The following is a 15,442-nucleotide window of genomic DNA, read 5'->3' as shown; positions in this document are numbered from 1 at the left end:
CCAGCATGTGGAAGTTAAAACATTTAAATCGGGAAAAGATGAGAACAAGGCGGTTTCTATCCGTGTCATTATTTTTTGTGATATCCACCTGGAGGTATTGTTTTGCGCAGTCGGATAATATTTTATGGTACAACCGGCCGGCGGAACATTTTGAAGAGGCGCTGGTTTTGGGAAATGGAAAGACCGGCGCTACCGTTTTTGGCGGTTTCCGTTCAGACCGTATTTTTTTAAATGATGCCACCTTGTGGAGCGGGGGACCGGTTGATACAACTGCCAGCCCGGATGTATCACACCTGGTTCAGCAGGTAAGAGAGGCCCTGGCCAGGGAAGATTATAAAACAGCAGAGCAGATAAACAGGAAAATTGAGGGGAAATTTTCCGAATCCTTTGCTCCCCTGGGCACCCTGTACATTGAGCAGGAACAGGAAGGGAACGCTGCTGATTATTACAGGGAATTGGATATCAGCAAAGCCATTGCGAAAGTGCGATACAAGCTGGATGGGGTGACTTATACCCGTGAGTACTTTGTTTCCAACCCTGATAAGATAATGATCATTAAGTTATCTGCCAGTAAGCCGGGAGCTTTGAACTTTCGCGTAAGATTCACCAGTTTGTTAAAATATGCCACTTCGGCAAAAGGAGATATACTCCAGGCCCATGGATATGCCCCGTATCATGCATATCCCAATTATATGGGGAGGGTTACGGAGCCAATAAGATTTGATGAGGCCAAAGGAACCCGCTTCTCAACCGGTATAAGGGTCAAAAATAAAGGAGGCCGGGTGTCCGTTTCGGATACATCCATCAGCGTAAGCAAGGCTAAAGAGGCCGTTTTGTATATATCTATGGCCACCAGTTTCAACGGATTTGAGAAAGATCCTGTAAAGAATGGCCTGGATAGTAAAAAGCTTGCGGATGACCAGCTAAACACCGCCTGCCAAAAAACATACGAAGTAATTAAAGACCGGCACCTGGAGGATTTTCAGCGGTTTTTCCACCGCGTGAAGCTGGAATTAAATGGAAGCGCCACACCCAATCTGCCCACGGATGAGCGGTTGAAAAGATATGCGGAGGGAGCCACCGACAACAGCCTGGAGGCGCTTTATTTTCAATATGGCCGCTACCTGCTTATTTCCTGTTCCAGGACCGAAGGGGTACCCGCGAACCTGCAGGGAATTTGGAATCCATATATCCGCCCGCCGTGGAGTTGCAATTACACCATGAACATCAACGCGGAAGAAAACTATTGGCTGGCGGAATGTGCCAATCTTCCGGAGATGCACAAGCCTTTCCTCACTTTTTTGGAACGCCTTGCCGTGACGGGTAAACATACAGCAAAAGCATATTATGGCGTAGACAAAGGGTGGGCTGCAGGTCATAATTCTGATATTTGGGCAACGAGCAATCCCGTAGGGGATTACGGGAAGCTCTCACCCCGGTCGCCTTGCTGGAATATGGGAGGTGCATGGGCGGTAACCCATTTGTGGGAGCATTATTTGTTTTCGGGAGACAGGAAGTTCCTGGAGGAGAAAGCTTACCCTTTGATGAAAGGAGCGGCTGAATTTTGCCTTGCATGGATGGTACGGGATAAAGACGGCTACCTGATTACCTCTCCGTCAACTTCCCCGGAGGCGCATTACGTGAATGCAGATGGATTCAGGGGCGCTACGTTTTACGGAGGCTCAGCGGATATAGCGATGATCAGGGAATGCCTCGACCAGACAATAAAAGCATCAGCGCTGCTGAATGTCGATGCCGGCTTCCGGGATAGTATGAAAACGTCATTGAAGCAGTTACTCCCCTATAGAATTGGTAAAAAAGGGAATTTGCAGGAGTGGTATTATGATTGGGATGACGAGGAGCCGCAGCATCGTCATCAGTCTCATTTGTACGGATTATATCCTGGCCATCAGATCACACCCGGAAAAACGCCGGAGTTGGCCCAGGCAGCCAGGAGAACCCTGGAAATAAAAGGAGACCAGACCACAGGCTGGTCTAAAGGATGGCGTATCAATCTTTGGGCCCGGCTGAAAGACGGAAACCGGACATACAAGATGTACAGGGAGTTATTGACATATGTGGAACCGGACGGCGCTAAACGGACTAATTATAGCGGCGGCGGAGGAACCTACCCGAATTTACTGGATGCTCACCCACCTTTTCAGATTGACGGGAACTTTGGCGGTGCCGCAGGCGTGGTTGAAATGCTGGTGCAGTCAGATGATGAAGGCGTCTACCTGTTGCCCGCATTGCCTGACGCATGGCGTTCCGGCACGGTTACCGGCATTTGTACAAGGGGAGGTTTCGAGATTTCAATGAAATGGGAAAGCGGGGCGCTGGTCAGTGTGGATGTTTTGCCGAAAGTTGGCGGCAAATGCAGTTTGCATTATAAGGACAGGTCGGCGGAGTTTGAAACTGAGAAAGGCCGCAAATTGTCCTTAGATGGAGATTTGAAGTGGAGGAAATGAGCAAAGCCACCATCTCTCATATCACCGCCGGATCATTGACAACAAATATCACCTGTCTTCATACCCGAACTCTTCGTCTTCAGACAGCTCGCGGCCTGTATAGCGGCCGTATCTTAAAATAACATATACCATCCAGGAAAGCACAAAGGGAGAAAACAGGAACATGCCGACTGCCAGTCCCTGCAAGTGTTGTACCTGGAGAAAAATGCAGTATATCAACAGGTAAGCAGTGGTGAAGATGATAGAGAAAGATGCGTTCGTAAGCATAAGATGAAGTTTTACCGTTTCAAACAGGCATCCTGGCCAGCGCAAGGCCCGTTAGTTCCTTTGTTATCGGGCCTTTCCGCTGGATAAAAACTTTCAGCTTTGTCCCGATGCCATTCAATAAACTATGGATCGCCATGGCCTTTTGGTGAAGACCGGATGTATTGGTTTCAACATTTTGTCCGGGTGTTCTCAGGTAGTCCATCAGTCCGAGGGCGCGGAGGAAATAGCCCTGTTCAGTAAACCCGCAGCATTCCAGCCCGTTTTTCAGGCCCCAGTGCTCCAGCGCGGAGAAGTTCACATGCGCTGTGATATCCTGCTCGCCGATGTAGTGGTAAGGATCGGCATTTGCCTGGTGCGCATGATAACACATCAGCGTGCCGCTACGCCTGTATTCGCGGTATAGTTCGGAGGAAGGATAGCCGTAATCGATCGTCAGTACGAATCCCTTTTTTAATGCCTGTGCAATTTCCCTGATCCAGTCTATTGCCTGCAAATTGACCTCTGTGCGGAAGCCCTTGGGTAAAGTTACATTTAACTGCCTGAAATAATCCTTCAGCTCTTCCGGTGCGGGGCGCAGCGATTCGAAAAAACCGTTCTGATAACCTACAAACACTTCCATCAGCTCGTCTTCCATTACTACTTCATGTACCGCAAAGTTGTCCAGCAACTCATTAGACAAGACGCAACCCGTAAAGTTGCCAATATCAGTGATGGAATCATGCCAGCTTACTTTTTCAGACAGGTGCTCTTTTTCCTTTCCGCGCATAGCGGGACTTTTTTCCACAATGCAGTACCGCAGCCGGTTGTAGAATGGCCGGTTGTTTTTAAGGTAGTCGAGCAGATCGTGGCAGAGAGCGCCGGTTCCCGCTCCATATTCAACAATGGTAAATGCTTCCCGGCCTGTCGAGTTCCACATCTCCTCAAGCTGCCGCCCGATCATGGCGCCAAAAACAGCACTCAGGCTGGTGCTGGTATAATAATCGCCCTTTTCGCCAATTTTATTACGCTCAGAGGTGTAATATCCAAGTTGCGGGTAATATAAAGCCATTTCCATGAAATCGTGGAAGCTGATCGGTCCATTCTCGCTGATCCTTTCTTTTATGATCCCGGAAAGCTGCATGTTGCTGATCTTGCTGGTATACCTGCACAAAAACTATGCGAGAAGGGCTTCAATGCCTTATCCGTTGAAAGATCTACACGCTTGAAAAGGGAAACTGCTTTATATTATTGCTGATATGTTATATGAAGATGTGACGCGCCGGCAAATAAAAGAAACTCATTTCGATAACCGCTTCAACACCGAAGAAAATAAGCCACCAGGTTTCCATTCCTGTTTCCTCCTCAACGCCTCCTCATTTCCCGGGGACATTTCCAGCACAGTGTCCACCGTTCCGATTGCAGCCTGCCGGTCGCCGGTGGCCATGCAGGCGTCAGCGTACTGGAGTACGGTGGCAAAGCAGGCTTCGTCCCACTTCCAGCCATTGTTGTTATAGCAGTCAATGGCCTGCAGGGCGTATGTTTTGCATTCTTCCCACTGTTGCTGCATGTAACAACATTTTGCGAGGAACATGTTGGCATCGCATATGCTCGGCTGCATGTTTTCATCTGACGGATCGAGCCTGTCCAGTAAATTAATAAGGTCTTCTTTGGCTTCCGGGTATTTTTCCATATTCATGTAAGAAACGCCGCGCATGTAGTACACCTTCAGGCTGGATTCCGGTTTAATGGCCTCACCTTTAACAGACAGGTAATTATTGGCGCAGGCAATGCACTGGCGGTAATCCTTTAACTGGTAATAGTTTTGCATCAGCATGAACCATGCGGAATTATCATCCGGGTGTTTCTCCAGCTGTTCCTGCCAGGCTTTGATGGCATCTTCAATACTTACGTTGCTCAGCAGATCCTGGCGTACATTCTGGACAGTGATGTACCGTTCGCTCAGTATAAATAACTCTTCTTCGGAAAGTTCGCTGCCATGGTCCCTGATAAAATTATTATATTCTTCTTCGGTGCGCTCCAGCAAGGTTTTCGCTTCATCAGCCCGGCCCAGGGCGAAGGTAGCCGTCAGTATGTCCCCTTTTAATTCGATATAGCTGGCAAAATCCAGATAGTTGCGGCCGTCTTCCAGGGCCTGGTTAAACGCGGTAATGGCTTCTTCATATTTTTCCAGCTGCAAAAGGGCTGCTCCCAGGTTGCTCGATTGTTCCCAGAAAGGAGAAATGGAATAACCCAGTGTGTGCACTTCAACGGCCTGCCCGTATTCCTGTTCTTCCCGCAGCGCTATGCCGTAATTGTTGCAGCACATGGCAAAGATGTGGCCCTCGTTGAACCCGGCTTTTCCTTTGTTGTTATAGAAATAATCATAAAAACCTTCATAGGATTTCCGGTAGAACCCGATCCTGATCTTTAACAGTTCCGGCGAATCAAACGTTCCGGTCATCAGCTTTTCAAATTCAGCGAAAACTACACCGGCGTTGTAATAATCAGAAGGAAGACTATCAGGCCATTTTTTTATTGCGGGTAATTCCCCGTTCACGTAATAGGCGGATTCGATGAAACGCTGCAGGCCGAAGGCGGTGCCTCCCAGTTCCACGCTTTTTGACAGATAGGGAAGCGCGGCTTCGTAGCTGCGGGCGTCGTATAAGGCGGACCCTGCATAATGATAAGCAATGTGCCAGTCAGGGTAGATCTTAATATATTGCTGCGCGAAGTTCAGTTTTTCTGTTGTGTCTATATCCTCTGCTTCAGCGAATATCCGCTGCCCGATAAACAGGGCCTGGATCACCGGCCGGTGGATGACGCCCTGCTGGTTGAGCCCGTTCAGCCTGTGATAGAGGGCCAGCCGTTCTTCCTCATCCTGGGTATCCGCAAAGAATGCCAGCACTGCGGCTTCCCCGCCGGTATCATAATCCCCGTTGTCAAGGGCAACGTCTGAAATACGGAGATAGACCCTGAAATCTGCATGGCGATGTTGGAGCACCCGCCTGAATGCTTCCAGTGCTTTGGCATGATCGCCGTATCCTTCCAGGCAAACCTTTCCTATCCTGAAATAGATGTCGCCCAGCCCCTCGTCCAACGCGGGCAGGTTGTTCCTGTATATTTCCCTGTTCAGTTCTGCTAACGACGCCAGGTCTTCCAGGGCGAGCGCAAATTCCCCGGTCATGCAATAAGCCTGCTGCCGGTAACCGATAGCACGCGCCTGCACTTCCGGGTCCGGGGATGCCGCGAGCCGGGTGCAATAGCCGATGGCGGCCGGCACATCGGATCGTGTAACGAAAATATTGATGTACGCCGCAAAGGTCAGCGCTTCTTCATTTGACGGAGATAGTTTAAGTACTTCGCCGAAACAGTTGCCGGCGGCGGTAAAACCATCTGTGTCACCAGGCCCGGCCCCGCTCAGGGCTTCCTGGTACAGGCACCGGCCTTTTAATAATAAAGCGTCTATATCCTGTGGGTTAAAAAGCAGCAAGAGGTTTGTTTCTTCAAGGCATCCACGATAATTTCCCTGGTCGTAAAGCGACTGCAATTGTTCTAAGTTCAGCATGGTGTCGGGTCCGTTTAATAATTTTCTTTCATGTCATTGCCAGATTCCGGCGTTTCCGTTAGCCGGATGTCATGGTCCTGGGCGTATTGAATGACAATGTTATACAATTTCGTTTGTTTTTTCAAAATGGGCATATTCAGAATAGCGGGGCCCCAAAGCGTGAGAATAACACGCTACCGGATCAAACATTCGTTCATTATCCGGCATCTCCCCGTTTTAGCGTAAGCACAGTGATCTCGGGCCATATGCCCACTCTTCCCTTTAACCCGTGATAGCCGAAGCCTCTGTTCACATAAAGGTACTTTCCGCTCTGTTGATATAATCCTGCCCATTGTTTGTAGACGTATTTTACAGGGCTCCATTTAAACCCGAAAAGTTCAATGCCAAACTGCATTCCATGTGTATGGCCGGCCAGAGTGAGATGAACATGCTGATCGTGGTCTACTGTCACCTCATCCCAATGGGAAGGGTCATGCGACATCAATATTTTGAACGCGTCATCCGGTACACCCATAGTTGCCCTTTTCAGATCGCCGTATTTGTGAAAGCCGCCTTTGCCCCAGTTCTCCACACCAATAAGCGCAATGCTCTGCCCTTGTTTGCTGATCGTTACTGATTCGTTCAATAATAGCCTGAATCCGATCTCCGCATGGATTTCTTTCAGTTGGTTAAGATTGGCCGCCTTGGCTATTTCACTTTCCCACCTGATATAGTCTCCATAATCATGGTTCCCTAAAACCGAGTATTTCCCATATGGCGCTTTGAGCTTTTCGAATAAAGGTATCCAGGGCATCATTTCCGAGGCCATGTTGTTCACAAGATCACCCGTAAATAGCAACAGGTCGCTGTTTTGCGCATCTGCCATATCAAGACCTTTTTGTACGCCTTTCACATCGCTGAGGCTGCCGGAATGCACATCGGATAACTGAGTGATCGTGAAGCCGTCAAATGCTTCGGGCAGGTCCGGGAAGTATAACGTTTCTCTTTTTACTTTATAAAAGTGCCTGCCGCGGGTTAAGCCGAACAGGATGATCAGGAAAAATATCCCGGCGAGTACAGCCGCTGCTTCACTTACATAAAAACTTCTCGGAGGGAACCCCTCAAAAAGGCGTACTATATCTTCCGCCAGCAAAACCAGTGAAGAAAATACTTTGGGAATGAACATCAGCAACATGGCTGACATCAGTATTGCAATAAAACGTTGTGCATTACTGCCCGTTATGCGAACAAATACAATGAACAGGATACCCGCAAGCAACGAAACGTCAATCAACCAGTAAGCTGAATGGATCAGCGGGTTCCCGGTAAGGGTAGCGACCGCCTGGTAGAAGTAAATATCGCTCACCACGAAGAGCAATAACATCAGTAAAAGCCGTCTTGCCATAAAACGAGTACTTTTATGTAGATGACGAACAACAGCCGGGAATATTTTATAATTGTGTGATTTTAAGGTATAGCCTGGTTATTCTGTACCGTGGAGTAAAGGGTTTTTCATTGCTGTTGCAGTTTAATTCTCTACCGCCACACTTTTCCCGGACCGCAGCGTTTCGAGGTTCTGTTGGTAAAGCGCGATTTCTTTTTCATTTCTCTGCTGTGCGCGGGCAATACGGAGTGCTGTTTCCTGGCTGGTTATGGCATTCTTTTGCTGACCGGTTTTAGAAAGGAGGTTTGCTAACGTCTGGTGGAAGGATGGTTCATCGTTGATTAACAGGATGGATTTGCGGCTCCAGTCAATCCCTTGCTGAAGGCCCTGTGGCGAGGAGATGCGCTCGTAATAAAATCTTGCAGCCAGGTCCAGCGTTTTAGCCGCTTCCTTCGTAAAACGGCGGCTAAAATAGAGTTTCTGCTGCTCAAAATCTTTTTCGGTAGTGCTGTCCTGTTTCCCCGAAAGGTAACCTGACATAAAATTATCAAACGACTGCTGGTTTTTCTGTGCAATTACACTGCTGTCTAAATACAAACTGTTGTTCAGGAATTCCCCGGAAGTTTGTAAAAGGCCGGCAGTGTCGCGGGCAGTTTTATAGAATTGCAGCTGGAAGGCAAAAAAGGTATAGGGGTACATGAGGCCCGGGTTCCTGATCTTACGTGAGTTTTCCCGGATAATATTCAGCAACGACGTATCCCGCTGCGAAATGGCTTCAGTCATCGACTGGATAGTCGCATTACACAGGATGGTACCGAGTTTATCCTGCATATTTCCGGTAGGGATATCGGTATGCAGTGATCTGTCCTGCTCCAGTGCTTCAATGGCTTGTGGCTGATGGTCTGCAATTACTGAAAAAGCTTTTGAATCCGCCGTCGTCAGGTTTTTCAGGATAAATCCTATTTCTTTGACGTCCTCCAGTTTTTTCTCCGGCAGCATAGCAATATATTCATCAAGCAGGATCCGTTGCGTTTTGCCCAAAGCCAATGAACCTAGTTTATTAATATAAGATCTCATAAAGCCCGGGTCCCGGTTGCCTTTTTCGTATTGCTGCTGAAGGGACTGTACCGTTTCAGTTTCTTTCGCCATTTTCTCCGCCTTGTCCGCTACTTTCAGGAAATCCGCCGGCGGGTGGTAACCGACGGCTTTATGAAGCAAAACCCCGTCTTCGTTGATGAAAAGATAAGTCGGGTATGCGCTTACTTCGTACTTTTTTTTGAGGCCGATGCCTTCTCCTTTTTCGGCGTCCGCTTTGTAGCAGATAAAGGATTGGTTGTATTTCCCACCTATTTCGGGCAAGGGAAAAACTTCTTTATCCATTTTTTTGCAGGGCGGGCACCAGGTAGTATAAATATCCACCATGACAGGTTTTCCCGTTCTCCTGGCTTCTTCCAATACATCCTTCCAACTGCTGCTTAAAAACGCGATACCCCCGGCTTTATCTTGAGCGGAACCGCGGTAGGTTGTAAACTGGAAGATGATAGCCAGGACCAATACCCATATAAAATATATGCGGAAATTCATGGAGACCGTTTTATTAAAAATAAGCTATTTGCAGCATTTTTCACTCACAATTGCTGCAGGTTCCCCTGCCGGGGATTTCTTTGATGCCGGAATATTGCAGGTATGAAAACAGAGTATTATTTTCAAGTCCATAGCAGGCGGTTCGGGCCTGAGCCTGCTTTTTAAAGGTGATCACAGTTAAAAACAGGAATGCGGTAAGGAAACTATAATAGCTTAATGAAACGGCATGGACCAATTTTTATTTGAACGGGGTTCCGGGGAATTAAGTTTGTTTCCTCATATCGTGGAAATTGGTTTAAGGAAAAATACATCCATCCAGTTGAATTCCTTCCCGAAATCCGCGGCAAGGCATATGTGTGTGTATTATGTCATTGACGGAAAATTCGAATGGAATGTGGGCGGCCGGAATACGGTGATATTTCCCACAGATGCGGTGTATGTGCTTCCCGGCGAAGAGATCGGCGGGGCAAACGGTTTCCTGGATATCGGTACATTCGCATGGATACAAATAGAGGTTGAACAAAAGGACCACGGCAGGATAGCGCCCGGGAACTGGAGCTCCCTGTCGGACGGCGAAGTGCAGGCAATGGGAACCATCCTGTCAATAAACAAGGTTGGGCACCTGCCTGTTATAACAGAAACCGGGCGTATATTTCAAAGCCTGCGGCTGGAGTTCCTCCACCAGGAAATCGGTTATTATACGCGGGTAAATCATCTCCTGGATGAGCTGCTGATTCTGCTGACCCGGCAACTGACACGGCAAAACAGCCAGGGAAGGGATTTTCCGAAGAAATTTTTGCAGCTGGAGCAGCTATTAAGGAAAGATCTTTCACATCAATGGACGGTAGAAGAAATGGCGGCCAGCGTGGGAATGGGTACAACCCTTTTTAACGAGAGGGTAAAAAGTTACTCCGGTTTCTCGCCACTTGCATACCTGATCAATATCAGGATATCGGAGGCGATAAAGCTGCTGAGAAACCCCGGTCTGAGCATTACGGATATTGCATTGGATACAGGTTTCTATTCTTCGCAACATTTTTCGACCACTTTCAGGAAACTCACAGGATATACACCGAGGGAGTTTCGCAAAAAGAATACATCGGACGAGTAAAAAAAAATATTATGGAATGCATCATCAGCATAGAGTTGGGCACTAACGCAGTGAGAGTATACGCATTTGACGTTTCAGGGAGAATAATCGGGTCCAGCAAGGGAGCATATCCCACTTTCCACCCCTACCCGGATTATAGCGAACAGGATCCGGAGCAGATATTCATCACGATGTTATACGTGCTGAAGAATTTTCTGAGCGAAAAGGTGCATCCTTATAAATACCGGGTGGTGTCGGTTTGCTTCAGCGCTTCCATGCATAGCCTGCTTGTTACAGATAAAAAGGGAGTTCCCCTCAGTAATGTCATTACCTGGGCGGATAACCGGAGCAAAGAAGAGGCCCGGCAGCTGCGCGGCTCAGAGGTTGCCGGTGCAGTTTACGAAACGACAGGCACGCCCATCCATCCGATGTCGCCGCTGGTAAAGATCGCCTGGTTCAGGAATAATGAGCCGGAGATATTCAAAAAAGCAGCCAAATTCCTTTCCATCAAAAGTTATATTATTCATCAGCTGACCGGCGAGCTTGTCACCGATCTGAGCCTTGCTTCCGCAACCGGTCTGCTGAATATTCATTCCCGGCAATGGGAGCCGGTGGCGCTGGACTATGCGGGAATCTCCCAGGGGCAGCTTCCCGGGCTGGTACCTATTTTCTATTCGGAATGTAAGCTAAAGAGCCAGTACCAGATATCGCTTGGCCTTGGAGCAGATACTAAAATTATCGCAGGCTCCAGCGATGGATGCTTCGCAACGCTCGGAGCCGGGGTGATGAACGGGAATATGGCTACGATCACCATCGAAGACAGCAGCGCCATGCGTGTGATCGGGACCGAGGTGTTGAAAGACGACTCAGGGCGGCTGTTCAATTACATCCTGGACGATAAATATTATGTATCAGGCGGCCCTTCCAATAATGGCGGCATTGCTTTCGAGTGGTTTGCCAGCCAGTTCGGTGAATTGGAGAACGGGTATGATACGGAATCGTCTGTAAGAAACCTGTTCCAGCAGGCCGAAAGGGTAACCGCCGGCGCCGAAGGCCTGATCTTTCTTCCATACCTGCTTGGCGAACGCGCGCCCATCTGGAATGCGAATGCCCGCGGGGTCTATTTTGGCGTAAATATCAACCACGAGCGCAAACACTTTATCCGGGCTACTGCGGAAGGCATTTTATATGAAATGTACAGTATCGCCCGGATGCTGATGGAACATCGTACGATAAAAATGGTATCCGTAAATGGCAGCTTCGGAACGATTCCCCTGGTCACTCAAATGCTGGCAGACGTGTTTAACAAACCGATGAGCGTTTCCCCCAATGCAAGTGCAGTGAGTACAGGCGCATTTTTACTGAGCGCCACGAAGCTGGGCATTTATAAGGACCTTGAAGAGGCTGCGCTGTCTGTGCATCTTCCAGACCCTTTTGTTCCCGACACTGCTAACCACGATCTATACCGGAAATACTTTCCTTTATTTGAACAGCTGACGTCCACACTCGGCGGCGCATTCGATCTCCTTTCGAATATCTGAGGCATTTTTACAAAAACGAACACCGTTGATATTTGTACTTTTTATCGGACGGAATTCCATTTCTTTACAATGTTAAATAAACTCAGCCATGCAGGGTTAAACATGCATATGAGGTTTCCGGCATGACAGATACCAATATCTAATCTGATGACCGCTTGACAGGAGCGCTGTCCAGCGGGTGTTTTGTCGCCCGTTAAATAAGTGTCATGCTGACATTATATGCCATTGGAGCAACCTGGCTGTTGCATTGTAAACCACGTTAACGTTATGAAGAAACTACAACAGTGAACCTGATCCGCCCGGCTTTTCCCCGGGGAGCAGCGCGATAGTATGGATGCCCTCTTATGAAATCAGTGCATGTAAAAACGTGCATGCAGGTCCTTGTATTCCATAAACTGATATAAACCACGATTATGAAATTTTCAGGTACGCATAATTTGCCAAAAGCGTCGACCTTCTTTACATCCCCATTGGGGAGAATGATGCTTACTTTTCTGTTTATCCTGTTTACGGTCTCATTTGCCCGGGCTCAAAGCATCACTGTCAGCGGCCGTATTACCGGCGATGACGGACAGGGGATCCCCGGCGTCAGCGTCCGGGTAAAAGGCACCACAACGGGCGTGCTCACGAACAATGAAGGGTTCTTCCGGCTTACTGCTCCTGCCACGGGCACGCTGGTAATTTCTTCCGTGGGGTTTTTATCCCGGGAAATGTCCATAAACCGGCAAACCACTGTTAATGCGACCTTGCAGAGTTCAGTCAGCGACCTGGAGCAGGTAGTAGTGATAGGATACGGCACTGCAAAAAAGAAGGACGTGACCGGGGCCACGGTTTCTGTTAAAGGAGAAACGCTGAGGGAAATAGGAGCGCCAAACGTATATAATCAATTACAGGGGAGGGCCGCCGGAATTGATATTGTAAACAATGGCTCCAGCATAGGCACCGGCGGGGAGATCAGGATCAGGGGCAACCGTTCCCTTGCATCGGGTTCAGCTGCCAATAACGCGCAGAACGGCCCTTTGCTGGTGGTAGACGGCATACCGCTTTCAGGCGGCAGCATCAACGACATCAATCCCAATGATATCGCCAGTATCGATGTGCTGAAAGATGCATCGGCCACCGCCATATATGGCTCCCGCGGCGCGGGCGGCGTGATCATTATCACTACAAAAAGAGGCAGGCAGGGTAAGCCCGTTACGAGCTATGACGGGTACATTGGAATGTCGCAGGCAATGGATACCTACGACCTTTTTAACGGGCAGGAATATGCCGCATTCAAGGACGCTGCAAAACAGGGCCAGCCGAATCCTGCCAACCCCCATCCCAATGCGCTTACGCCGGTTGAAAAGGAAAACCTGGCCAATGGCGTCAGTACAGACTGGCAAAAGCTTTTACTGAAAACAGCGATGCGGACCGACCATAACCTCAGTGTTTCCGGCGGTAACGAAGCAACTTTGTACAGCTTTGGATTCGGCGTTTTCCGTGAAACGGGCATCATACCGGACCAGCGTTTTGACCGCGCTTCAATTCATATCGCCCTCGATCACAAAGTAAGCAAACGTATAAAAGTAGGGCTCACCACCACGAATATAATGAGCTGGGCCAACCGGGTCAATACCAACGCCTTCGGATCGGCCACCAGGCTAAGCCCGCTGTATCGCCCCTATAATGATGACGGCAGCATCAACTTCCAGCCCGCCAGCCAGCAATCCAATGACGCCAACCAGATCAGCCCGCTTACTTCCATCGGCAACGATGACAAGATCAAAGCGCGTACACGCCGGTTCAGAACACTAACGAATGTGTATGGCGAGCTTGAGATCACCGAAGGGCTGAAACTAAGGACCAGCCTGGCGCTTGACTGGATTCAAACGATGAACAATAACTATACAGGCCCGGGAACCGTCTTTAACACCAATCTTACCACGGCCGGCGCCACCCTCAACCAGTCCAACGATGAAACATGGAGCTATACTATAAACAACTCGCTTACTTATGAAAAGACGTTCGCGGAAAAACACAAAGTACAGGCGACCGCTTTGCATGAAGTGGTGAAGAATTTTAACCAGAGCCAGCAGTTCAACGGGCAGGGCGTACCGGCGGACTACATCCAGGATTACAATTTCCAATTGGCGAATTCACTGACGGCCAATCCATCAGGCTACAGCGAGCGCGGGCTGTTATCTTATATGGGGCGGGTGTTTTATGCTTATGACGACCGGTATATGCTGACGGCCACGATCAGGACAGACGGCGCTTCCGTGCTGGCTCCCGGCAACCAGTGGTTTACCTACCCGGCGCTGTCTGCGGGATGGAACCTGGGCGAAGAAAAATTCATGCGTAATATCAACTGGATAGACAACCTGAAACTAAGGGTCGGCTGGGGAGTGAGCTCCAACCAGACCATTGCGCCCTATACAACTATCGGGAGCCTTTCTTCCAATTTCTATAACTATGGTCCCGGCACTTCTCCCAACGTGAATTATATGTCCGGCTACCTGATCAACACGCTGCCGAATCCCGGGCTTACCTGGGAATCTACCAGGGGGTACAACATCGGGCTGGACTTTGGATTCTTTGGTAACCGTTTGAGCGGGGCCATTGAATATTATAATGTCAATACCAGGGATATCCTGCTTAGCAAGGAGCTTCCGCGAAGCAGGGGAGCTAACTCCGTACTCGTCAACCAGGGCAAAACTGCCGGTCATGGCATCGAAGTAACGCTCAGCAGCCTGAATATAAAAAGCCCTGGCGGATTTGCCTGGAACACCGACCTGAATTTTTCCATGGCCAGGGAAAAGATCGTCGCCCTTCAGCCCGGGTTGAAGCAGGATATTGGCAATGGCTGGTACGTAGGGCAGCCGCTGACGGTAATTTATGACGTGAAGAAGACCGGAATATGGCAGCATGGTGAAAAGGGAGAAGCCAACAGGTATGGGGCCGAACCGGGAGATATCAAAATAGAGGATGTTGATGGCAACGGGACCATAGGCGCTGAAGACCGCCAGGTGATCGGCAATTTCCAGCCGGACTTTGTATTTGGATTCAATAACCGTTTCGCCTATAAGAATTTTGATCTGAATATCGTGACGTTCGGGCGTATCGGGCAAACGGTGGTGGTAACCTACCTGACCGCCGACGGCGGCGCGGCCGGTCATCCTTTCTTTATGAACAGCCGTGTGAATCAATATAAAGTGGATTACTGGACGCCGGACAATCCCACCAATGAATTCCCGCAGCCTGACGCAAGCCGGGATGCCTTGCAGTATACATCCACCTTGTCATACCGCGACGGTTCTTTTATCAAAATAAGATCCATTAACCTGGGATATAACTTCCCGTCCGGGCTCACAAACAGGATGGGCCTCAGCTCGCTGCGTGTATACCTGTCCGCCCAGAACCCGTTCATTCTCTGGGCGCCTCTTGTGCGTGACGGGCTTGGTATCGATCCGGAAGGAAATGGCAACGGCAATGCCGTTGGATCTACGGCAGGAGGAACCCCTGTTGTGGCAAGGGCCATCACCGTGGGAATGGGCGTGCCTCCTACCCGCCAGTATATGATTGGCGTTAACGTTAAATTTTAAT

The 15,442-nt window shown here is 49.1% G+C and carries 9 protein-coding genes; 4 read left to right on the top strand and 5 right to left on the bottom strand.

The genetic code is table 11. The features are described 5' to 3' along the window. Positions 1–5 precede the first annotated feature (5 nt). Positions 6–2,468: a glycoside hydrolase family 95 protein gene (locus tag R3I13_RS01870; RefSeq protein WP_346316215.1), complete on the top strand. Its 2,463-nt coding sequence runs from the start codon at positions 6–8 to the stop codon at positions 2,466–2,468. Positions 2,469–2,516: 48 nt separating this feature from the next. Here the strand turns inward: R3I13_RS01870 and R3I13_RS01865 are convergent, their stop codons facing one another. The 5 genes from R3I13_RS01865 to R3I13_RS01845 all read right to left on the bottom strand — a co-directional run bounded on the left by R3I13_RS01865 (position 2,517) and on the right by R3I13_RS01845 (position 9,226). Further along, a complete protein-coding gene (locus tag R3I13_RS01865; protein WP_346316214.1) occupies positions 2,517–2,735 on the bottom strand; it encodes a hypothetical protein in 219 nt (72 codons plus the stop codon). A 19-nt stretch (positions 2,736–2,754) separates the two neighbouring features. Then, positions 2,755–3,885 carry an SAM-dependent methyltransferase gene (locus R3I13_RS01860; RefSeq protein WP_346316213.1) on the bottom strand — a complete coding sequence of 377 codons (1,131 nt, stop codon included), beginning with the start codon at positions 3,883–3,885 and terminating at the stop codon, positions 2,755–2,757. 126 nt (positions 3,886–4,011) lie between these two features. Then, complete coding sequence (locus R3I13_RS01855) at positions 4,012–6,279, bottom strand: hypothetical protein (RefSeq protein ID WP_346316212.1); 2,268 nt, start codon at positions 6,277–6,279, stop codon at positions 4,012–4,014. Between the two features lie 196 nt (positions 6,280–6,475). Further along, positions 6,476–7,663: a metallophosphoesterase gene (locus R3I13_RS01850; RefSeq protein ID WP_346316211.1), complete on the bottom strand. Its 1,188-nt coding sequence runs from the start codon at positions 7,661–7,663 to the stop codon at positions 6,476–6,478. 123 nt (positions 7,664–7,786) lie between these two features. After that, positions 7,787–9,226, bottom strand: coding sequence for a thioredoxin fold domain-containing protein (locus R3I13_RS01845; RefSeq protein ID WP_346316210.1), 1,440 nt, complete (start codon positions 9,224–9,226; stop codon positions 7,787–7,789). A 352-nt stretch (positions 9,227–9,578) separates the two neighbouring features. Here R3I13_RS01845 and R3I13_RS01840 point away from each other — a divergent pair, with 352 nt between their 5' ends. From R3I13_RS01840 to R3I13_RS01830, 3 genes are all read left to right on the top strand, one after another. Next, the gene (locus R3I13_RS01840; protein ID WP_346316209.1) at positions 9,579–10,337 is read left to right on the top strand and encodes an AraC family transcriptional regulator; all 759 of its coding nucleotides are present in this window, start codon (positions 9,579–9,581) and stop codon (positions 10,335–10,337) included. 11 nt (positions 10,338–10,348) lie between these two features. Continuing rightward, complete coding sequence (locus tag R3I13_RS01835) at positions 10,349–11,857, top strand: gluconokinase (RefSeq protein ID WP_346316208.1); 1,509 nt, start codon at positions 10,349–10,351, stop codon at positions 11,855–11,857. 479 nt (positions 11,858–12,336) lie between these two features. Further along, on the top strand, positions 12,337–15,441 hold the full coding sequence (locus tag R3I13_RS01830) for a TonB-dependent receptor (RefSeq protein WP_346316207.1): 3,105 nt from the start codon (positions 12,337–12,339) through the stop codon (positions 15,439–15,441). Position 15,442 lies beyond the last annotated feature (1 nt).

Origin of the sequence: Chitinophaga sp. YIM B06452, assembly GCF_039655965.1 — a bacterium.
In the GTDB taxonomy this organism is placed as follows: domain Bacteria; phylum Bacteroidota; class Bacteroidia; order Chitinophagales; family Chitinophagaceae; genus Chitinophaga.
Note: the sequence above shows the minus strand (reverse complement) of the source record. Positions and strands in the feature narration are given on the sequence as shown.